The sequence below is a fragment of the Edaphobacter sp. 4G125 genome (assembly GCF_014274685.1).
Classification (GTDB): domain Bacteria; phylum Acidobacteriota; class Terriglobia; order Terriglobales; family Acidobacteriaceae; genus Edaphobacter.
This window is the reverse complement of record NZ_CP060393.1, coordinates 769,145-790,138: the sequence shown is the minus strand read 5'-3', so window position 1 is coordinate 790,138 and position 20,994 is coordinate 769,145. Positions and strand designations below refer to the sequence as shown.

Here is a 20,994-nt window from a genome sequence, read left to right as displayed (position 1 = left end):
TGTTACGACTCCTTATGGATAGGTTTAAGCATCACTTCAGCAACCTGGCATCCACGACCATTCCCGCCGAGACCTGCCTCGCGTGTCCAGGTGAGGCGGAGCTCTCCGGATGATGTGGCTGCCCTTGGTAGTGTGAAAGTCTGCGGCGCAGGAGGCCATGGGCGCAACTGCAACGGGTGAACCTCAATCGAGTCATTTGCGACGAGCTTGGTTTTGACACGGCGCGAATCACCAGAGATGACCACTTGAAGACTATAGTCCACATTCGGATCGAGGCCGGTGTAGTGCATCTTTAGCGGAGCCTCATAAAGACCCTCGGCCCAGTGCTTCCACGCCATTGGAGCATTGGCGCCGAGATGATCGGGATAACTGGTACCGACATGCGTTGAATGCCGAAAGTCAAAGTCGTTCGCTGCATTATCGATAACGAGATGAGGACGGTTATTGATGTTACCGAGTTCGTCGTAGAAGCCACCCGGACCAGGATTGGTGCGATTGAGCAGTTCGTGGATAGCGTCAATCTTCTTTTCCTGATCTTCGATAGAGCTCATCTTGCGTAGCTGCTTCAGGTAATAGGGACCGTCGGTGACAGGATGATCGATCGTATCCAATGGCGCTCCACGATCAACGGCTTCGCCTTGAAAACGTTCGACGGCGAGCTGCTGATGAATGCTTTGTAGCAGAGCATAGCCAAGCTCGCTGATGCGTGTACGGAGGGCAGGTGCAATTTGCGTGGTGGAGGACTTACGCAAGATTTCGATAGCTTCATCGATCAAATTCTGCGGATCGATGCCGTTGGCTGGTTCCTGTGCAGGTTTGTCCCCAATGCCCCAAGGCACGGAGGCAAAACCGAAGTCTTCAATACGACCCAGAACGCTCCGTGCCCGAGCAAGCTCTCCAGACTCAAAGAGCAGACGCTGGCGTACATAAGCATCACAACAGGCACGGAACATAGCCTGTTGCCAACGCCAGTTTTCCAGGACAAAGGGTGATGCATTTCTTTCTATAGCAAGGAATTTTGCGAGCGTAACATCGACAAGCTCATTGGCTGCAAGTGATCCTTCCCAATTGTGCTCGAGATCGAGGAGACCCTGTGCATAGGCGGAGCCATCATGTGCACCAACAATATAGTTTCCGAAATCACGCAGAGCAACGGGAACAGACATCTGGGGATCCCAGGAGATCATGCTCCAGACAAACTTGTTGACATCGTCGTTGACACCTTCAGAATAGCTGACAAAGCCTATAGTGTCTTTCAACTCCGAACGTAGAATGGCTGCCTCAGTTTCGGGGCGTGGATTGATAATTTCGCGGCCTTCGGTGAGAGCATAGGCAAGGTCCCAGTTATTGACGGAGTACTGAGACTGAATGCTGTGCGTGATATCCGGGTAGAAGCGTATGGGATATTTGGCAGGCAGGGCTTTGCGCAGCTCTCCAATCGAGAGACGGTTTTGAGGACCAAAAACGATGCCATCAAGCCATGACTGTGTGTGCGGCTCTGCGGCCATCTTGAGAAATTCCGTGGTCCATTCGGCATTGAAGGACTGTGGGGACATCCACATCTGTAACTTCGGATGAGTTTTGCGCAGGCTGGCCTTCTGTTTTTCGAGCAAGGGCAACATGTTTTTTGGATCAGTATGCCCAGGGTCACCGCCAGGAACAAAAACAATGTCAACACGGGGAAGATCGTGCAACACAGCAGCCCAGTCGCGGATCTCTTCTTCAACGGTCTTGGGATCGCCGTAGTCCTTAGCCATGGCTGGATACCAGACCGAGACATCAAGATCGTATTTGTCACAGATGCGTGACATTTCGATCATCATCTGCTGCGGCGGGATCGGGAAGTGCGGGCTATCGGAAAGGTCGTCAGAGATAGGTGGCAGCAGCTCAACAGTGTTTGTGCCAAAGATAGCGAGTTCACGAATGTACTGATCCCACATCTCGACGGTCAGAGCGTCGTAGGCATTCGTCTTCGGGCGATAACCAAGCTGATGTCCGCGGGTCGCATAGTGCGGTGAACTGGTGAGATTCATCGCTTTGAGGTCACCGCTGACCGAGCGACGGGTGAGACGCAACATTCGCAGCATTCGGCCGGCGCCGAAGATCAGACCACGCTCATCGCTTCCGCAAACGGCGATCCACGCACTGTTTCCTTCGCCACCCGAAGCGATGGCATAAGATTCGGCAGGAAGTTTTGCTGCTTTTGCAGCTACGCTGGAAACAGCAGAACCCAGATCACGCCAGTTGCTGCGTGTACCAAGATAGATTCTGACAGCTCCTGCACGGTTTCCCTGCGTCCACGAGATACCGCAGCGTTTCATGATTTCGTCGGTGACCATCTCGGCTGCGACGACCTCTCGCTTTGAAGGCGAGGAAGGAATGATAACGGTACAGTGATTGAGGTCAGTAAGGCTGGCATCAAGTGCATGCAACATGCTGCTGCGACTTACGCAAGAGAGGGCGACAGAAGCCGCCGTCCCCTGCAGAAATGTCCTACGCTTCATCTCTTTTCTCCTAGATTGCTTACCAGTGGAACCGCATGGCAAATTGCATCTGACGCGCCGTTGCTCCAGTAGCCAACGACGAGATTTTCCCAGCAGAGGCGGAGCCGATGCTATTTCCCGGCATCCCAAAATTGGCAGTGTTGAATAGATTGAAAAATTCAGCGCGGAATTGCATTCCTAGGGATTCGCGAATGCGGAAGTCTTTATGCAGCCCTGCGTCGATTGTCTGATAGCTTGGGCCAATCAAAATATTGCGTCTGGTATTGCCAAAGGTGTATTGCGGCGGATTCACAAAACAGCTTGTGTCGTAATACGCAATTAGGGTTCTTTGATCACCAGATTTATTACCGTTGCAGACGCGATCGGGCCGAAGGAAGGTACCCGTGTTGAGTGAGGCGTTGGAGGACATGGATACAGAGAACGGAGCTCCACTCTGTAACGTCACAATACCGGTAAGGTCCCAGCCACCAATTACCCCATCAAGTAAGCCATTTACGCTTCCGCCATACTGTCGTCCACGCCCGAACGGAAGCTGGTATACAGGGCTGAAGGTAAAGCGTTGACGATGGTCAAAGTCTGAAAGACCATAATCAGCAGACAGGTTGCGGGGATTCTGGATGTTGATGCGGGATTCGCTGGAGGATGAGTTTCCACCGGAACCCTGGTCGAGACTGCGGCTCCAGGTATATGCGGCAAGGTACTGTAAACCATGCCATGCACGTTGCTCCGCCGAAAGCTGCAGAGCGTTATAGCTGGAAACGCCGCGATTCTCCCAGGACTGGATCGTCGAGTAAGCCGGATAGGGAGAATTAGCTTGAACATTTCCGGGACCGGGAATCGGAACATTCTCATTAAGTGCGATGCCGAGGTGCGTTCCTTTCGACCCTACATAGGAACCGCGGACAACCAGGGAGTCTGTAACCTGGTGCTCGATCGTTAGGTTCCATTGGTTGACATAAGGGCTCGGATTTCGCAGTGGATAGTAGACGACAACCGGCACGTTGCTCGCTGAAGGCGACAGTGGAATACCTGCGGATGTACTGAGGCAGGGAGTGGTCGATGAGCAATTTGTGCTAAATGTCTGAGCGAATGGGTAATTAAGGAAAAGACGGGCAGAAGATCCGGTTCCCTGTTCATTGAAGAAGTAGGCACCGAAGGCACTACGCACCACAGTTTTATTGCCGATCTTATAAGCAAGGCTGATGCGTGGAGTAAAGTTCAATTTACGTGTTTGGATGATCGCCCGGCTGTAGCCATCCTGATCAGCGGTAACAATCTTCCCGGTTCCGCCTGCGACCTGTGAGATTGCACCTCCATCAGGAACAAAATTTGACATGCGATTCTTGCGATCGACAGGAGAGGTGAAAAGATCGTAACGCATGCCGAGCACGGCAGTTAGCTTCGGCGTAAGGCGCCACGTATCCTGCGCGTACGCACCAAAATCGGTATAGCTGATATATGGCATCCCTTGAGGCAGAGTGGATTTAGAGGCGCTGACCGGAACGCCCAGCAGGAAGTCGGCGAATCCAGAGCCGCCAACAGTTGATGTTTTACCCGTAACCGGATCAGTAATTGTGTTATTGCTATACGTTCCTGAGAAGGTCAATGCGCCCGATGGAGCCTGCAACTGATTAAAGCCGAAGTTATTGTGCACTCCGCTGAAGCCGAAGCGCATGGCATGGGCTCCATAGTTCAGCATGAGATTATCGGAGAACTGGATTGTGTTTTGCGGTACGATTTCCGGTTGGAAACTGGCACTATAACCGCTGAATCCCGTGATGCTGAGCGAGGCGAGTCCAGAGCCATCAGTATTGGAGGCAGTATTCGCTCCTTGCAGACCCAGGGCTAGTGAGGTGTTATAGCCCCGGTCCAGAGGGGATACGAGTAAGACGAACCTCGTGTACCCTACAGCCAACTCATTGACTAATGACGACGAAAAGACGTGCGTCTCTTGTAGGGTGGCTTGCTGGCTTGGCGCATGGTTGTTGCGGTTGGCTCCTGCAAAGGCCAGAGGATTCCAAGTATTTCCAATCTTCACCGGGGTGCTTGGAAAACTTACGTCCGCGCGGCCATTGGTGTACTGCGCAAATAAGCTGTCCTTGGCGCTAAGCACATAGTCAATGCGTACATCGTATTGATGTTGCACGTTAACCTGTAGATTGTTGAAACGAAAATTATTTGCATTTCCGGGGAGATTCGGAAGCGGAATGGTCTGCAGCAGATTAACTGCAATGGGATCAAAGCGTGATGTAGGGATTTGGTTACTGGCAAATTGCGTACGCGTTTTGGTCGTGGCGTTATAGGTGTTGGGGTCGTAGATGTTGGCGAATCCTTGGAAGTTTCCTGCACGCATAGCAGCTGTCGGAACGCTGGTAATCGCTGTGGGCGCGGTGTGCGTGATTAACCCTTGATAATCGGCAAAGAAGAAGAGCTTGTCGCGCTTGATCGGCCCACCGAGCGAGCCACCGAACTGATTCTGCTGAAAGATCGGCTTGGCCGCATCAAAGTAACCACGGGCATCAAGTGCCGAATTGCGGAAGAACTCAAATGCAGATCCATGAAATCCATTGGAGCCGGAACGGGTGATAACATTCACCACTGCGCCTCCAGCCGCGAACTGTGCGTCTGAGTTACCAATTTGTACTTTGAATTCCTGAATGTCTTCGAGGTTCGGAAAAACCTTCGCGGTTCCTACAGATTGATCGACGTTCTGGATACCATTGATCATGTAGAGGTTGAAGCTGCCGCGAGCGCCATTTGCTGTGATCGAAGTGCCAGCACGCTGGGTTTCATTTCCTCCTCCGGTGGAACGAACTCCGCCAACGGAACCAGAATTGACACCAGGAACCAGAAGCGCAAGCTGAGAGAAGTTGCGGCCATTGAGTGGTAGCTGAACCACAGGCTCGTGCGAGATGACGTTACCTAGCTCTCCGGATTCTGTATTGAGCAGAGGAGCGCCGGTTGAAACATTGACAGTCTCCGTAACCTGGCCAACCTTGAGCGAAAAGTCCTGGTTGAGCACCTGTCCTACCTGCAGGGTGAGCCCGCTGCTTAAGGCACTCTCGAATCCGTCAGCACTGATTTTGATGGAATAGGTCCCCGGCTTAAGGAAGCCGGCGGAGTAAAAGCCAGAGCTGTTGCTCGTAAGCTTTGTTTCGACATTGGTCGATCGCTCTACGATCGAAACAGTGGCGCCGCTAAGAACGCCTCCCTGTGCATCGGTGATACGGCCCGAGATTGTACCTGTGGAGTTAACTTGCGCCGAAGCAAAAGCCGCGCTGACAACAACCGCTAACATGCAGGCTGCTTTACGGAAAATTCTCCAATTACAACCAGACATGTTGAAGACCTGAAAGAGCGCTGCGGCACCGCGTCGTAGAGTGTTCATCAGATGTTCCTTTTTGCATCGCTGCGGCCGCATTCTCTCTGCTGAAGAGGTATTGCGCCCGTGCGGGCATGATTTCATTTCGCACGAAACTATCTCATCTGGATATCAATTGTCCACCTATCGGATACAAATAACGAAAAAATGACTTTAAAGCGATCGAGGAATAGTCAAATTATAGAGAAGGCAATTTCCCGTATATCATTGATAATAAATAGATAATATGGATTTTCTCTATATATGTGCTTTATTTGTCGACAAATTAAATGAGTCGTGTGTTTGTACCTGGCAAGATATGCTGCATTCCATTCAGTTAAGTGTTCGATTCGTCATTTAACTAGAAGATTGCCGATATCTCTCCATCAAACCACTATTGCAATAGCAGGCTACTCAGTTCCTTCTTCAAAGAAGGCTGGATCGCTTGTTCCGGGGCGTCCTGTTTCAACGTGTCCTGCGAAACGCCTCAAGTACGAGGGCATCTCGGCTACCGAAACAGACAAGTCGTACCAGTTCGAGCTGGAAGCAAGTTCCCAATGATCGTCAATGCTGGCTCCCGGAGCGACAGAGTAAACATGCGGAGCGGTCTTGTTATACGCATTAACTACCTTGAAGCTACAGGGCGATGAACCTGAATTCGTCAAGGTTAAAGAGACATCTCCCTTCGGAACGTCGTATCGCATCTTCACTTCTGGATGCGCCTTAGCTTGGAGCCTTACCTCTTCGAGATTTCCACGGAAGTAACTGTGGTATCCATTGGGTCCATATACTGCAAGGTCGTAGGCCCCATGTGCTTCTTTCGTCGACCAATAATCTGAGAGACGATGATCTGCCGAAATCGTATAACGTCTTGGCGCATCATCGGGCTTCACGCGATCGTACACATAAAATCCAGCGCCTGCCTCGCCTGTATTTGCAAAATCGATCCAGACCTTTTCCGTAACAGCATCTGTCTTATCATCCCGAAGACGCGCATGAACGAAAAACTCATACGGAAGCGGACGTGCCTTACGAACGCCAGGCTCCTGCTTCGGCATCGACTGCACGTCCGGTACATGGTAAGGACGATGCTGTGAGACGATCAGCTTCGGTACCTCAAAGTGAGGGATACCAGGTTCCGGCAGGCTCGAGAAATTAAAGGCCGCCGTCAGGTCGCCACAGAGAGACCGGCGCCACGCACTGATATTCGGCTCAGGAATATCAAACCTCTTCTCCAGAAATCGCAGTACCGATGTATGGTCGAAGACCTGTGAACATACCCATCCGCCAGTAGTCCACGGAGAGATAATCAACATCGGCACTCGTGGTCCGAGACCAATCGGCTGAAGACCGCCAGGGTCAGCGTTAGGAATTAGTGGCCGCTTATTCTCCGGATACTTATCCAGATCCAGAATCTCGTCTCCCAGGCTCTCCAAGAGATCCTTTGACACCATACCGTGCGCATTCATCTCACTCGTCAGAGGAGGCATGGGGGGAACGATGTGATCGAACTGGCCATCATTCTCATCGTAGTTAATGAAGAAGACCGTTTTGCTCCAAACCTCTGGGCTTGCTGTCAGAGCTTCGAGAACTAAATTAATATAGTGCGCGCCATCCGATGGACAAGCCTCAGGATGCTCGCTGTACTTATATGGAGCGACAATCCAGGAGACCTGGGGCAGACGATTTTTCACAACATCTTCATGGAACTCGCGAAGCGTGTAGTTCGACACTCCCTTCACCACCAGAGGGCTTGTAGGCGAGGCCCCCTCTTTAACTTGGTACTGGGCAAAGAATTCAAGAGAGTTATCCGTGTAGTTGTCCGTCGGCGTACCTGGCTCTCCAGAGCCTCCTTGATATAACTTCCAGCTAACCCCGTGGGCCTCCAGACGCTCTGGATAGGTCTTCCATGTATATCCATTCGTCTCGCCACGTTCTTCCATTCCAGGACCATTCGGTTTGTTCCCATAGACATTGCGTGGATCTGTCGTTCCAGACCACAGATAAATTCTGTTCGGCGCGGTATTCGAATGAATCGAACAATGATAGGCATCGCAAATCGTGAAAGCATCCGCTAGCGCATAGTGAAAGCTCACGTCGTCGCGCTTCAGGTACCCCATCGTCACGACGTCCTGTTTTTGATTCACCCACTGGTTGTGCTTCCCATGATTCCAAGCCAAGTGGCCACTGCTCCAACCATGATCTGTACCTGGAGAAAACTCAGTCGTCGCCTTCGGATTCAGGTAGAAAGGCAAAACATAAGGTGCATCGGCCCGCAACCCCCTGGAGTGATACCGGCTGGTATGAACCGTAGCAGGAGGCTGATACCAGATCGGTTTCCCATTGGGAAATCGCACCGGCCGGGGATCGTTGAACCCTCGAACGCCTCTCAGGCTTCCGAAATAGTGATCGAACGAGCGGTTCTCCTGCATCAGAATGACAACATGCTGGACATCCTTAATCGTTCCGCTAACTTTATTGGCTGGGATTGAGAGCGCCTTGCTGATACTCGCCGGAAAGATTCTCGTTCCGGCTGCAACTCCTGCCGAGGTTACGGCCATGCGTAGAAAGTCGCGACGGCTTCTTCTGCTCTTCATGAAATTTATGGGCCTCTTTTGGCTTTGCTGCCGGAAATTTATCGCTCTCTGAAATTACGCGTAACAATAACATGCACCTTCGAACCTCAGGTATAGGAAATTGGCATGGGATTGCTGTCGTTCCAATATGCGGCGATCCGATGAATGCCTTTTTAAACAGAAGAGGCGAATCCAAATATGGCTTCGCCTCTTCCGTTTGGCACTGAAAGATTTTCTCCCGTTACAACATCGGAGCATTCAGAAAACTGGCGAGACTCGTAAGCTGCCCAACGCGAGTACCGTTATTCAATGCCGAAACCGGAGCAGACGGCCTTGCTTGTATATGGAGATGGGCCAATACCGTCGCGTCAATTTCTAATGGTGAGTGACCATTCTTTGACATAATTGCATGGCACGTGTCGCATGTCGTACGAGCCCCCTTCGCCGTGTGGCAGGCGATACAGCTCCCCATATTTGTATCTTTTTCCCGGGCAAGCGTTGTCCGTTCAGCTACGGGACCATGGCACTCCTCGCAGGTATTGCCGGAGTGGGTCTTGTGGCTGAAGGTCACAAACGAAGGTACACGGTAGATGCGTACCCATAGAATGGGATCTTCGTTCTTGGCCGCTTCAGCGAGGCGTTTAATCTCGGGCTTGTCCGTTGCAACCGAGGTATGGCAGCTCATGCATTTGCCCGCCTGCGGTAAAGCCAGCGTCGAACCATCGCCTCGCGGCTCGTGGCAGTTATTGCAGGCCATCTTTGCCGTTTGAATGTGCAGCTTGTGATTGAAAGCGATGGGCTGCACCGGAGCAGTCGCCGAAGGCTCCGGCGCAGGAGAACCGGAATTTTGCGCCTGGGCGATCGAGGCGAGTCCGAAGACAACAACAAGCATCAGCAGAAACTTCTGCACTGGAAACCTCTCTTTAGACCGAACGTGCCTTCTCCGCTTCGTTACAGAGAAGGCACCCCGATGACCTTTCAGATTACGCCAGCAATGTTAAACGTTGCCCTTGCGCATCTCCTCTGCCAGATATTCGGATGCACGCATTGCGAGTGCACACATGGTAATCGTCGGATTCTGCCATCCTGCGCTGACAAAAACACTAGCGTCAGTAATGAAAAGGTTCTTCATGTCATGGCTCTGGTTCCACTGATTGACAACGCCCTTCTTTGGATCGTCACTCATGCGGGCTGTGCCCTGCTCGTGAATTGAGTAACCTGGTGGATTGAACTCGTAGTTCTTCACGAGAACATCGAACCCTGCCGCCTCGGCCATCGCAGCCATGGTATCGATGTAGTCCTTTGTCATATTGGTTTCATTGTTGGTGTATTTCGTGTTGATATTCAGCGTAGGAATACCCCAGGCATCAACCACCTGCTTGTTCAGCGTGACGTGGTTCTCATAGTGTCCAAGCGTCTCGCCCATAATGTTTGTACCGAATCCGCTGCCGTTATAGCTCTTCAGCTTCTCTTCAAGCTCTTTGCCATAGAAAGGCAGGGCACGTGAGTCGAACGGTCCATTACTGCATGAAACATTCACAGCGTAGCCACGAAGGAATCCATTGCTCTTCGTCTCCAGGTTGCGGAAACGTGGAATCAAAGCTCCGCCTCCCATCAAACCTTGCGCACCCTTACCGTCACGCGCTTCTGGAACGGAGCAGATAATACCTGCTCCATAGATCTGGTCACACAGGTAATGACCAAGCGCTCCGCTTGAGTTACAGATCTCCGAGAGCATCAACAGGCGAGTCGTCTCCAGTGTGCCCGCAGCAACCACCACCACGCGCGCCTTCAACACCATCTCGCGATGCGAGTGCCGATCAATAAAGATCGCTCCATCCGCCCGCCCCGTGTTCTTATCGACCGTGATCTGACGCACAATCGCATTCGGAATTGTAGTGAGCTTACCCGTTGCCACCGCATCCGGAAGTAGCAGGTTCAACGACGCAGCCATCCCGTCCTTGCCCAGCGAGGAGCGCGGCTTGGTCACAGGCACGCCAAGCTTTTTACCTGCATCGACGAATCGCTGCATCGCGCCCGACCACGGCGAGTTGTCTTCGATAAAGTTTCCGTCCGGATACTGTGGCAAGCCATCCGTATGACCCGTTACGCGAAAGATCTCCTCCACGCGGGAGTAGTACGGCGCCAGATCCTTCAGTGTGATCGGCCAGTTCTCTCCAAAGCCATCATGATCTTTGCTCTTGAATTCATAGTCGCTCAGACGGAACGACTGGCGCCCCCATACAGGGGAACGTCCACCCACGCTGCGCACTCGGACCCAGTTGTAAGGCTGGTCCGCCGGATGGCTGTAAGGAATCGTCTTCTCGTCTACCCAGAAGTTCGCGTTGAACTCGTTCGCCTGATACACGTGCGGAAGTTGTCCAGGTGCGAGGAAGCCGCGAAAGGGCAGTTCGTTCACAGGCTTCAGCTCGCGGTATCTTTCGAAGTTCAGCATCGGACCTGCGTCCAGCATCGTGCAGGAGATACCCTTCTCCGTCAGGATCTTTGCGGCCATACCGCCAGTATGTCCCGACCCGATGATCAGGACGTCCACCTTCTTTTGTGCCATGTCTCTTTATTTCCTTCTCTGAGGTGCCTAAGCCTTATGCTTCGTGGTGGATTTGCTCTGAGCTGCGCCGTGGTTCACCCAGGTTTGAATGCCGGGCTCGATGGGATGCCAGTACAGCCCCACCCCAGGTGTGCGCTCGCCCGAAGCCTCCGCCGCCACCGCCCATGCAGGCGAATTGATCGTCGCCTCGCGAATATCGCGATGTGCCAGGCCGATAAAGCGCTCCTGCCCTTCACGCGGAGGATGGTCATTCATCCACCCCTTCAGATGCGGACGTATCACCGCATCTACCTGTTTCTCATCCGCCTTGGCAAACGACACATTGAACTGCTTCCTGCAATCTGCTTCGAGCCGGTCGAGCCCGTTATTGTATAGCGCCTGCTGCTCCGCAGGAGAAGCGCCGATATAGAAATCCAGAAATTCAGGGGTGCCCGCCTTACTCGCGCTGGGATTATCTTCTCCCGCGGGCATGAAGATCTCGCATAGCTGCACCAGCGTCGCGTAACGCACAGGGGTAAAGTAACGAGCCTTCGTAATGGCAACGTCATCCGGCTGCGAAAGCGGGATATTTGGGGTGTGGAATCGCGCCATTTGCTCTGCGCGGTTCCTCGCTCGCGAACCTGAAGCCGCAGCCGATGGTGCAGTCGTCGCAGGCGGAGGATTCTGCGCCTGAGGTGAAGATTGTTGACCCAATGCAGTGCTTGCCGTGGCGGTAGCAACCGCAAAGCCCTTTACAAAATCGCGCCGTCTCATGGGCGCAATGCTAAGGGTTATCGATTACTCTAGTCAATTCCCCAAACGTATTCGCCTGAAAAATCACGCTTTTTTATCCAAAAACCACACAGCGGATCGCACCCGATCACCCAAGGTCGTCCCTTTACCGCAAGGCGAACGCATAGAGCGTATCGCCCGCTGCTGCGACCACATATTGAAGACCATCCAGCTCATAGGTGATCGGCCCATTGCTCACGATTCCTGTCAGCCCTGCATGCCACAGAATCTCTCCGTTCGTCGCATTAAAGGCAACGAGATTAGATGTTGTATCTCCTGTGAACAACAAATTTCCCGCTGTCGTTAATATTCCAGAACGCCCGCCAGGACTTGGCCATTGATGGTTCCAACGCACCTTGCCTGTCTTGTAGTCGATTGCGCGTAGCGAGGCTCGTGACCATCCGCCTCGATCGTTCCCCGCCCAACCCTCAGGCTTTTTGTTGTTGTCGTAGATGTAATAAACGCTGTATGCGTCATAAGCCGGAACATAAAAGAGTCCGGTTTCCGGGCTAAAACTGGGAGGATACCAGTTCGCCGCTCCTGCCTGGTTCGGTGCAACCAGTGCGCCATTCAATTGGGCCATCTTCGCAGGGTTCGGAATCGGTGACCCCTTTGCATCGACACCAAGCGTCCAGTTCTGCTTCGCAAATGGCGTGCTCAACAGGTTCTTCCCATTCGTGCGGTCCAGGAGAAAATACCATCCATTGCGGCTGGCCTGGGCAAGCAGCTTACGTTTGTGACCGTCGACGATTCCATCGATCAGCACCGGCGTCTGCACCGCGTCCCAATCGTGAGTGTCATGGGGATTGGGCTGGAAATACCATACCAACTTGCCGGTATCGGGATTCAACGCGCAGATCGTTGAGGTATATAGATTGGCGCCAGGCCGTGCTCGACCATTGATGACCGGCTGCGCATTTCCCGTTCCGAAGTAATAAAGATTCAACTCAGGATCATAGGTGCCTGCAACCCAGGTCATTCCGCCGCCATGCAACATGGCCTCATCATTCGGCCAGGTCTTTGCTTCCGGATCGCCCGGATTCGGATGCGTATACCATCTCCACTGCAAAGCTCCTGTCTCCGGATCATGCGCTTCGATATAGCCGGGAATGTCAAAGTCATCTCCGCTGACTCCGACCATCACATGGTTCTTTACAATCACCGGCGCTACGCTGCCGAAGTAAAACTGGTCCGGATTTCCAATCGAGACATGCCACTTCTCTTTCCCGGTCTCTCTGTCGATCGCAACCAGGTTGCAATCCTCCGTTTCAAAATACACGGTGTTCCCCAGGACGGCGGCACCACGGTTTCCAATCGACTCTCCTCCCTTGCTGGCCCAGTCGAACTGCCACAACTTATGTCCCGTGCGCGCATCAACAGCCCATACATGGCTGGGAACGGTGAAATAAAGAACTCCATCGACCTCCAACGGCGTAGCGGAGATACGTCTCCCCCCTGCAGTATTGGTCTCAACCCGGAAGCTCCATGCCAGCGATAGCTGTTTTACCGTCGCCGTATTGATCTTCTTCAGAGGACTGAAGCGACGTCCGGAATAGTCGCCATTGTAGGTGGGCCAGCTATCGGTCAAATGCGCGAGATCCGGCTTCGCAGCTTCAATCGGAGCCTCGGCGTAAAGCGAAACCGCGGAAAAGAATACAGAGAACAGGAGGGCGGGTAGCAATCTCATTTCAACGTTTCCAGATATGTCGTCAGGTTGTGGATGTCGTCATCGGTGTAGTGGTCCAGCAACTCGGAGTGCGCGGCGAAGGGATCCGTAGTCGTAACTGTCGTTCCCGGAATCCGGTTGAACGAGCGATACTGGCCCGACTCGTCCTGAAGCGCCACTGTGAAGTCATCCATGCGAACCAGATCCCCCTTGTAAACCTTGCCGGAGGGCAGCTTCACCGTTACCTGCACCTTGTGCTTGATGAACAAACCGTAGTTCGGAAAAAGAAACTTCTGCTGCAAGGCTGCGGGCGCATACTTCTTTCCCACATGGGCCAGATCGCCCGTCGTGGAATGACAATGATTGCAGCCGCCCGCACCGTTGAAGTAGGCCTCCCCAGCCTTCGCGTCTCCGCTCAACAGGTTCGTCGGTTGCGCGTTATAACCGCTGCGCAAAATGCCATTGATCGATGCAGTCAGAAACTGAGACAAATCTGCGAGCTGTTTCTCGTCAAACTTAAAATTGTGATTCGGACCAGATGCCAGCAACGGACCAAGTTCCTTGCCGTACAACATCTCTCGACGATCATGCAGAACGGCCAGCGAGCGCAGCAGATCCGGAGCACTTGCTGTACCGCGAGCATCATCACCATGACAGCGAGCGCAGTTGCTTGCGTAGATCTTTGATCCACGCCCGGCAGAGTCGGGATTCACTGGCGATCGCGGAAACTGGGCTTGAAGCGAACTCGCTCCAACGCACAGCAATGAGATCCCCCAAAACTTCAGCAAACGTTTCTTCATCAAGACAAACTCCACCATCGCAATTCAGTCTGCCGAAAACTGTCGCTTCCGGCATAATTTCATAAGCGCCGCACAGAGCTACCTACTCTTTATACTTGTTCACCTGGCAAAGGATAACCAAATGAACCGTCGTGAGTTCCATAAGCTGTCGATAGGAGCATCTCTTACTCCACTTCTAAAAGGCAACATCGCATCGGCTGCGTCCGCATTTGTTTTGCCAGATAAAACCAAGCAGAAATTTTCTATCATGCTGTGGACCCTCCCTAAGGGTCTCTCCTTCGAACAACAACTGGACCTGGCTGCGGCGGCTGGCTTCCAAGGTGTAGAGGTTGGTAACGAATATGAAAAGTGGACGCCTGCAGAGTGGAAGCAGAATCTCGCGAAAAAGCAGGCTCTTGGGATCGAAGTGGATAGCGCAGTGCCTGGCCGCAACGCACTGGCCGATCATTCCAAGCGAACTGCACTGCATGATGATCTGATGAAGGCAATTCCCGGTGCGAAAGAACTGGGCTGCAAACAATTTATCTACACCGCATATACCCGTGTCCCTGGGCAGACTCCCGAACAACAGCGCGCAGCAATTGTAGACACACTCAAATACGCGGCAGATCTATTGGAGAAAGATGAAATCGAGATTGTGCTGGAGCCAATCGACCTTCTGGAACATAAACAGGAAGCTGTCACCAGCGTGGCCGAAGCATTTGAAATTACTCGAGCTGTAGGGAGCCCAAGGGTCAAAGTTCTGTATGACTTTTACCATGAGCAACGACAGGCGGGAAATCTGATTGAAAAGCTCGAAAAGAATATCGATCAGGTCGGTCTGGTCCATATTGCAGATGTCCCGGGACGGCATCAGCCTGGAACAGGCGAAATCAACTATTCCAACATCTATCGAAAACTCGCAGAGCTTCACTATGACCGCTACATCTGCATGGAGTTCATGTCTCTCGGCGACCCCACGAAGACACTGAAACAGGCTCGGCTCGAAGCCATCGCAGCGATGAAAACCTCCTGACCAAATCTCGAGTACCACCTTCGCTGCATAGCGCAGGTGGGTACATCTGCTTATTGGCCAATACGCACTAAAACATCTTCAATCCGCGAATCACCACCGCTGCAAGCCCTGCTCCCAGAACCGGACCCAGCACCGGAATCCAGGCATATCTCCACCCTGAGCTCCCCTTCCCTGCAATCGGAAGTAGGGAGTGTGCAATACGGGGGCCAAGATCGCGGGCCGGATTAATCGCATACCCTGTCGTTCCTCCTAGCGACAGACCAATTCCCCACACCAACGATCCCACCAGCAACGGTCCCAGCCCTGGAGCGACACCCGCCGGTGCAATTCGTTTTGAGAACAACGCCGTCGCCACCAGCACCAGTACAAAAGTTCCCAGAATCTCGCTCACCAGGTTCCATACCGGGGCATACACCGCCGGAGCTGTGCAGAAGCAAGCCTGCTTCAAGCCTGCATTCTCAGTCAGCTCCCAGTGCGGCTTGTACTGCAACCACACCGCGACTGCTCCCAGCAGCGCACCCAACACCTGCGCCGGAATATATGTCACGAGCCGCTCGGCATGGCCCGTCATCATCACAGAAGCCACCGTAAACGCCGGGTTCAGATGTCCATCGGCATCTCCCAGAGCAGCACTCACTGCTACACCGGCGAAGACAGCAATGGCCCACCCGGCAGTGATAGAGATCCATCCGGCGTTCTCAGCTTTCGACCTCTTCAGCAGCGCGCCTGCAACAACGCCGTTGCCCAACACAATCAGGACAAACGTCCCGACAAACTCACCAATCACAGGAGACCAATCGATCATTCACTCGCCCTCGTACACATACCCATTTGCGACTGCATAGAAACCCTCGAGATCGCGTGCTTTCCACTCTTCACTGCGCCCAAGTTCTCGCGCCAGCACATCCGCAACACGCGGAGCAGCTTCGATCGCGGCCCGCGCATCCAAAAACAGCGCCCGCGTCCGCCGCGCTAAAACGTCTTCGACCGTCCTTGCCATCTCATGTCGTGCGGCCCACACGACCTCGCGCATCCGGTAAGGAAGCCGCGGATGCACCAACTCATTCAACGAAGCCTCTTGCTGGGAGAGCTCTTCCAACTGCGGCAGGTCTGATCCATACACACGGTCCGACTCAGCCTTCGCGATCTCCCGGGTCCATCCATGCAGCCGCAGCGAACGGGTCTGTGATAAAGTCTTCTTCAATCCCGCAACCTCTGTTGCACGGTTGATCGTGTCCTCACCCATCCTCCGGTAAGTCGTCCACTTGCCTCCCGTCACCGTCACCAGACCAGAAGGACGAATCAGAATCGTATGATCCCGCGACAGCTTCGAGGTTGCTCCCCCGCCCTTGCGAACCAGCGGACGCAAGCCAGACCACACGCTCAGAATCTCCTCGCGCTTCGGCCTGCGTCCCAGATATTTGGTGATGTGCTCCATCAGGAAGCTGCGCTCATTGGCCATCGCATGCGGTTCCACGCTGGCGCGTACGACCGCTTCATCGGTCGTACCGACCACAGTCGCGCCATGCCACGGAATCGCAAACAGAACGCGCCCATCTGAAGTCTTCGGAATCATCATCGCGTTTGTCGCCGGAAGAAACGAGGGTGGCAGAACAAAGTGCGTTCCTTGACTCACCGAGAGCAGCGTTTCGCTGTCGTTGTCCATCTTCAGGATGCTTTCGGTGAAGACGCCCGTTGCATTGATCACAACCTTCGCCCGCAACTCGAATCGCGCAGCGCTCTCGATCTCACGCGCTTGCACCCCGACGGTCTTGCCGTTGTGCTCGATCAGGCCGGTCGCTTCGACATAGTTAGCTGCAGTTCCTCCCAAATCTTCGAGGGTTCGCATCAAGGCAATCGCATAGCGGGCATCATCAAACTGTCCGTCGTGATAGAGCACACCGCCACGCAACCCTTCTTTCCTGATTCCCGGCAGCATCTCCGCCGTTTCCTTCACAGAGAGCATCCGCGAAGGGCCCAGCGATAGCTTGCCCGAAAGCAGTTCATACACCTTCAGACCGAAGCCATAATAAGGAAGCCCGAACCAATCAAAGACTGGAACCACAAATGAGAGGTTGTGCGCCAGGTGGGGAGCGTTTTCCAGCATCCACCCGCGCTCGCGCAATGCATCCACCACGAGCGTGATGTTCATCTGCTCCAGATACCTCACACCACCGTGCACCAACTTCGTACTGCGGCTTGAGGTTCCTTTAGCGAAGTCTGCTCTCTCAATCAGCACCGTTTTGTAGCCCCGTGAAGCAGCCTCTACAGCCGCTCCCAGGCCAGTCGCCCCTCCACCGATGACGAGCACATCCCACTCTGTCTGCTCACCAAGCCTGCGCAAAATTTCAGCGCGATCGCTCAACTTGCCGTCTCCTCTTCTTTCGTCCACTGCTTGGCCCGTTCCAGTGCGCGACGCCACGTCGCGCGCACCTTGTCCCGCTCCTGCTGCCCAATCTTAGGCTGGAAGATGCGATCCATCTGCCACTGGCTCGCAATCGCTTCCTGATCCGGCCAGTATCCAACCGCAAGACCCGCCAGATACGCCGCTCCCATCACCGTTGCCTCGGCGTTCTTCGGACGCACCACCTCAATGCCCAGCGCGTCTGCCTGAATCTGCATCAGCAAATTGTTCGCCGCCGCTCCTCCATCCACGCGCAGTTGCGAAAGTGAGAGACCCGAGTCCGCCTGCATGGCCTCGAGAACATCGGTTGCCTGCAACGCGATGCCTTCGAGTGCTGCTCGAGCAATGTGCGCGCGCGACGATCCACGCGTCAGTCCGACCAGCGCCCCACGAGCGTACTGGTCCCAGTGTGGAGCTCCCAGACCCGCAAACGCCGGCACCAGGACCACCCCATTCGCATCGCTGACCGATGCCGCCAGGCTCTCAATCTCCGCAGAGGTACGGATCAGCTGCAATTCATCGCGGAGCCATTGCACCACAGCACCCGCCATCAACATGCTGCCTTCAAAGGCATACTCAACCGTATTGCCGATCTTCCATGCAACTGTCGTCAGCAGGCGATGCTTTGAAGTCATCGGCTGTTGGCCAATGTTCAGCAGCATAAAGGCTCCAGTGCCATAGGTGCACTTCGCCATGCCCGGCGAAGTACACATCTGCCCGAAGAGCGCCGCCTGCTGATCACCAGCGATCCCTGCAATGGGAACATCTCGAACCAAACCGCTTGCCGTCCCGCACACGCCACTCGAAGCCACCACTTCGGGCAACATGGAACGCGGCACGCCGAGCAGCTTCAGCAACTCCTCGTCCCATTCCATCGTGTGAATGTTGAACAACATCGTGCGCGAGGCGTTCGTCACATCGGTGACGTGACGCTCGCCCTTGGTCAGTTTCCAGATCAGCCAGCTGTCCACAGTACCAAAGGCCAGCTTTCCCGCTTCAGCCTTTGCTCGTGCACCCTCAACATTCGCAAGAATCCAGTTAACTTTGCTGCCGGAAAAATACGCATCCGGAATCAGGCCTGTCTTCTGCTGAATCATACTGCCCGCATCGGCGCGCAATCTGTCGCAGAACTCTGCGGTCCTGCGGTCCTGCCATACGATGGCGTTATAGATTGGCTCGCCTGTTTCGCGGTCCCACACGATGGTGGTCTCACGCTGATTGGTGATGCCGATGGCAGCGATGCTGCGACTTGTCAGATCAACTTTGGCCAGCGCCTCAGTTACTACCCCACTCTGTGAAGACCATATCTCGGTGGGCGAGTGCTCCACCCAGCCGGGCTTGGGAAAGATCTGCTTGAAAGGATGCTGTGCGACAGAAACAACCGCGCCGGTCTCATCGACAACCATCGCTCGTGAACTTGTCGTGCCCTGATCCAGAGCCAGGATGCAACGTTTAGCGGACAACTTAACCTCCTTTTAGGTACAAAAGGGCCTTGCAACAATTCTGTTGCCCAGCACAAAAAAACTTTTCAGGAATAACGGCGTGAGCGTTTTCTAGTCTCTCCGCTCGCCGTCTGGAAGCCACGAGCCAATGTATAAGATTTAGCGCTAACTTTGCTTCAAAAAAGTAAATGACGTCTCTCAATCAGCACCAGCGGACCCTGCTTTTCCTGTATTTATCAGGAAAACGGTTTTGGTAGGACCAATTTCAGATATCATTCCCGAGGAACCCCGTAACGGCGAAAGGCAATCATGAACCATCGCAGTCTCCTCCTCTCCTTCGCGCTCCTTGCGATCGCTTCACTTCCCGTGGCGGCCAAGGTCTGCAACGCTCGATCTTATGGTGCGAAGGCCGATGGTGTCACCAAGGATACCCAGGCAATTCAGGCTGCGATTGACGACTGCGCCAAAGCAGGTGGCGGAACGGTCAAGCTTTCCGGAGGAACGTTCCTCTCCGCTCCAATCGTACTCAAGAGCAACGTAGCTCTCGACCTCGATAAGGGCACGACGCTGTTGGGTTCGCCCAATCACGCCGACTACCCCGCTAAGACCGAGTTCCGAGCTCCCGGAACCCAATCCCTCGTGAGCGCAACCAATGCCGAAAACATCGCCATCACCGGCAGCGGTACCATCGACGGTAACGGCGAAAGCTGGTGGGCTGAGGTCCGTGCGACCCACAATGCCGGGGTCGTAGGAGCCGTGCAGTTCCGCCCTCGTCTCGTCGTCTTCGACCACTGTAAGCATGTGCGCATGGAAGGGATCACCATCCAAAACTCGCCCAGCTGGCAGGTCGTTCCCTACTACACCGACGATATGGTCATCCGGAATGTCCGCATCCTCGCACCGCAGCACTCACCCAATACCGATGCCATCGATCCCTTCAGTTCTTCGAACATGGTGATCGATCACGTCTACGCGGATGTAGGGGACGACAACATCGCCATCAAGAGCGGCATCATCAACTCGCCCGGTCCCGACGAACCCAGCCGCAACATCACCATTACCGACTGCGAGTTTATGCATGGCCACGGCCTCTCCATCGGCTCCGAAATAGCAGGTGGAGCGAACAACATTCGTGCAGAGCGGATTCACTTCAAAGGGACCGATCAGGGCATCCGCATCAAGGCCAATCGTGACCGTGGCAATCAGGTCGATAACATCAGCTTCAAAGACATCACGATGGAAGACGTAAAGACCTCCATCCTCATCAGCAAGTACTACCCGAAGGTCCTCCCACAGGGTGATGTTGCGCCTGCTCCAATCACTCGCCTGACGCCCTTCTTCCATGACATCACCATCGAGAACGTAAACTCGGTCAAGAGCGGAACCGCGGGCGTGATCGTCGGATTACCGGAATCTCCGGTGAAGAACGTCATCCTGAAGAACGTCAACATCACCGCAGAAAAAGGCATGACCATCGCCTTTGCCGAGATAAAAGGTTCAGATGTGCATGTCATCGCCGCACAGGGGCAAGCGATCAACATCGCTCCCAGCGCAAAGGTCGATCTCAAATAATTAGCAATCAACGCTGGGAAGAAGCGCCGCCCCGACCTCTGCCGCGCTTCTTCCTGTAATGCGTAAAAGCTTGCTTCGGTTCGAAGCCCCCGAAACCAGCGCAACCCGGGCCCGCGGAAGCCCCAGTCGCTCTGCCACAAAAGCAATCAGAGCCTCATTCGCGCGTCCGTCCACGGGTGGAGCTGTCAAGGCAATCTTCAAAGCTCCATCGTGGATTCCCGTCACCGCATTCTTTTTTGCGCTTGGGTGAATCCGCACCCGGAGAGTGCAACCATCTGGCACATCGTTAGCGAACTGGCCCTCAGAATTCATGG

The 20,994-nt window shown here is 54.0% G+C and carries 14 protein-coding genes; 2 read left to right on the top strand and 12 right to left on the bottom strand.

Features of this window, described 5'->3' with window-relative positions:
- Positions 1 to 2: 2 nt before the first annotated feature.
- The 8 genes from H7846_RS03270 to H7846_RS03235 all read right to left on the bottom strand — a co-directional run bounded on the left by H7846_RS03270 (position 3) and on the right by H7846_RS03235 (position 14,247).
- The gene (locus tag H7846_RS03270) at positions 3 to 2,504 is read right to left on the bottom strand and encodes a hypothetical protein (protein WP_222597542.1); all 2,502 of its coding nucleotides are present in this window, start codon (positions 2,502 to 2,504) and stop codon (positions 3 to 5) included.
- A 19-nt stretch (positions 2,505 to 2,523) separates the two neighbouring features.
- Entirely contained in the window at positions 2,524 to 5,892 is a 3,369-nt protein-coding gene (locus H7846_RS03265; protein WP_186695110.1) for a TonB-dependent receptor, read from the bottom strand.
- 383 nt (positions 5,893 to 6,275) lie between these two features.
- A complete protein-coding gene (locus H7846_RS03260) occupies positions 6,276 to 8,462 on the bottom strand; it encodes a phosphocholine-specific phospholipase C (protein ID WP_186695109.1) in 2,187 nt (728 codons plus the stop codon).
- Positions 8,463 to 8,682: 220 nt separating this feature from the next.
- Positions 8,683 to 9,351 (bottom strand): cytochrome c3 family protein, encoded by a 669-nt coding sequence (locus H7846_RS03255; protein WP_186695108.1) that lies wholly within the window; start codon positions 9,349 to 9,351, stop codon positions 8,683 to 8,685.
- A gap of 87 nt (positions 9,352 to 9,438) precedes the next feature.
- A complete protein-coding gene (locus tag H7846_RS03250; protein WP_186695107.1) occupies positions 9,439 to 11,010 on the bottom strand; it encodes a GMC oxidoreductase in 1,572 nt (523 codons plus the stop codon).
- Positions 11,011 to 11,037: 27 nt separating this feature from the next.
- Positions 11,038 to 11,763, bottom strand: coding sequence for a gluconate 2-dehydrogenase subunit 3 family protein (locus H7846_RS03245; RefSeq protein ID WP_186695106.1), 726 nt, complete (start codon positions 11,761 to 11,763; stop codon positions 11,038 to 11,040).
- Between the two features lie 124 nt (positions 11,764 to 11,887).
- Entirely contained in the window at positions 11,888 to 13,468 is a 1,581-nt protein-coding gene (locus H7846_RS03240) for an acido-empty-quinoprotein group A (RefSeq protein WP_186695105.1), read from the bottom strand.
- The gene (locus tag H7846_RS03235; RefSeq protein WP_186695104.1) at positions 13,465 to 14,247 is read right to left on the bottom strand and encodes a c-type cytochrome; all 783 of its coding nucleotides are present in this window, start codon (positions 14,245 to 14,247) and stop codon (positions 13,465 to 13,467) included. Before H7846_RS03235 ends, H7846_RS03240 begins: the two co-directional genes overlap by 4 nt.
- Before the next feature lie 121 nt (positions 14,248 to 14,368).
- Between H7846_RS03235 and H7846_RS03230 the strand changes: the two genes are divergently transcribed.
- Complete coding sequence (locus tag H7846_RS03230; protein WP_186695103.1) at positions 14,369 to 15,262, top strand: TIM barrel protein; 894 nt, start codon at positions 14,369 to 14,371, stop codon at positions 15,260 to 15,262.
- A gap of 67 nt (positions 15,263 to 15,329) precedes the next feature.
- Here H7846_RS03230 and H7846_RS03225 read toward each other — a convergent pair whose 3' ends face one another.
- From H7846_RS03225 to glpK, 3 genes are read right to left on the bottom strand one after another with little or no spacing between them, the layout of a single operon-like run.
- Positions 15,330 to 16,067: an MIP/aquaporin family protein gene (locus tag H7846_RS03225; RefSeq protein ID WP_186695102.1), complete on the bottom strand. Its 738-nt coding sequence runs from the start codon at positions 16,065 to 16,067 to the stop codon at positions 15,330 to 15,332.
- On the bottom strand, positions 16,068 to 17,627 hold the full coding sequence (locus tag H7846_RS18055) for a glycerol-3-phosphate dehydrogenase/oxidase (protein ID WP_304487886.1): 1,560 nt from the start codon (positions 17,625 to 17,627) through the stop codon (positions 16,068 to 16,070).
- Entirely contained in the window at positions 17,624 to 19,129 is a 1,506-nt protein-coding gene (glpK, locus tag H7846_RS03215) for a glycerol kinase GlpK (RefSeq protein WP_186695100.1), read from the bottom strand. The genes H7846_RS18055 and glpK overlap by 4 nt, the downstream gene beginning before the upstream one ends.
- Before the next feature lie 288 nt (positions 19,130 to 19,417).
- Between glpK and H7846_RS03210 the strand changes: the two genes are divergently transcribed.
- Positions 19,418 to 20,680 (top strand): glycoside hydrolase family 28 protein, encoded by a 1,263-nt coding sequence (locus H7846_RS03210; RefSeq protein WP_186695099.1) that lies wholly within the window; start codon positions 19,418 to 19,420, stop codon positions 20,678 to 20,680.
- On the opposite strand, the gene H7846_RS03205 is transcribed toward H7846_RS03210, so the two are convergent.
- A complete protein-coding gene (locus tag H7846_RS03205; RefSeq protein ID WP_186695098.1) occupies positions 20,681 to 20,992 on the bottom strand; it encodes a DUF167 domain-containing protein in 312 nt (103 codons plus the stop codon).
- Positions 20,993 to 20,994: the final 2 nt, after the last annotated feature.

Coding starts and splice junctions, on each gene's coding strand:
- H7846_RS03270 (WP_222597542.1), bottom strand. CDS start 2,504: ATGAAGCGTAGGACATTTCTGCAGGGGACGGCGGCTTCTGTCGCCCTC.
- H7846_RS03265 (WP_186695110.1), bottom strand. CDS start 5,892: ATGAACACTCTACGACGCGGTGCCGCAGCGCTCTTTCAGGTCTTCAAC.
- H7846_RS03260 (WP_186695109.1), bottom strand. CDS start 8,462: ATGAAGAGCAGAAGAAGCCGTCGCGACTTTCTACGCATGGCCGTAACC.
- H7846_RS03250 (WP_186695107.1), bottom strand. CDS start 11,010: ATGGCACAAAAGAAGGTGGACGTCCTGATCATCGGGTCGGGACATACT.
- H7846_RS03245 (WP_186695106.1), bottom strand. CDS start 11,763: ATGAGACGGCGCGATTTTGTAAAGGGCTTTGCGGTTGCTACCGCCACG.
- H7846_RS03240 (WP_186695105.1), bottom strand. CDS start 13,468: ATGAGATTGCTACCCGCCCTCCTGTTCTCTGTATTCTTTTCCGCGGTT.
- H7846_RS03235 (WP_186695104.1), bottom strand. CDS start 14,247: ATGAAGAAACGTTTGCTGAAGTTTTGGGGGATCTCATTGCTGTGCGTT.
- H7846_RS03230 (WP_186695103.1), top strand. CDS start 14,369: ATGAACCGTCGTGAGTTCCATAAGCTGTCGATAGGAGCATCTCTTACT.
- H7846_RS03225 (WP_186695102.1), bottom strand. CDS start 16,067: ATGATCGATTGGTCTCCTGTGATTGGTGAGTTTGTCGGGACGTTTGTC.
- H7846_RS03210 (WP_186695099.1), top strand. CDS start 19,418: ATGAACCATCGCAGTCTCCTCCTCTCCTTCGCGCTCCTTGCGATCGCT.
- H7846_RS03205 (WP_186695098.1), bottom strand. CDS start 20,992: ATGAATTCTGAGGGCCAGTTCGCTAACGATGTGCCAGATGGTTGCACT.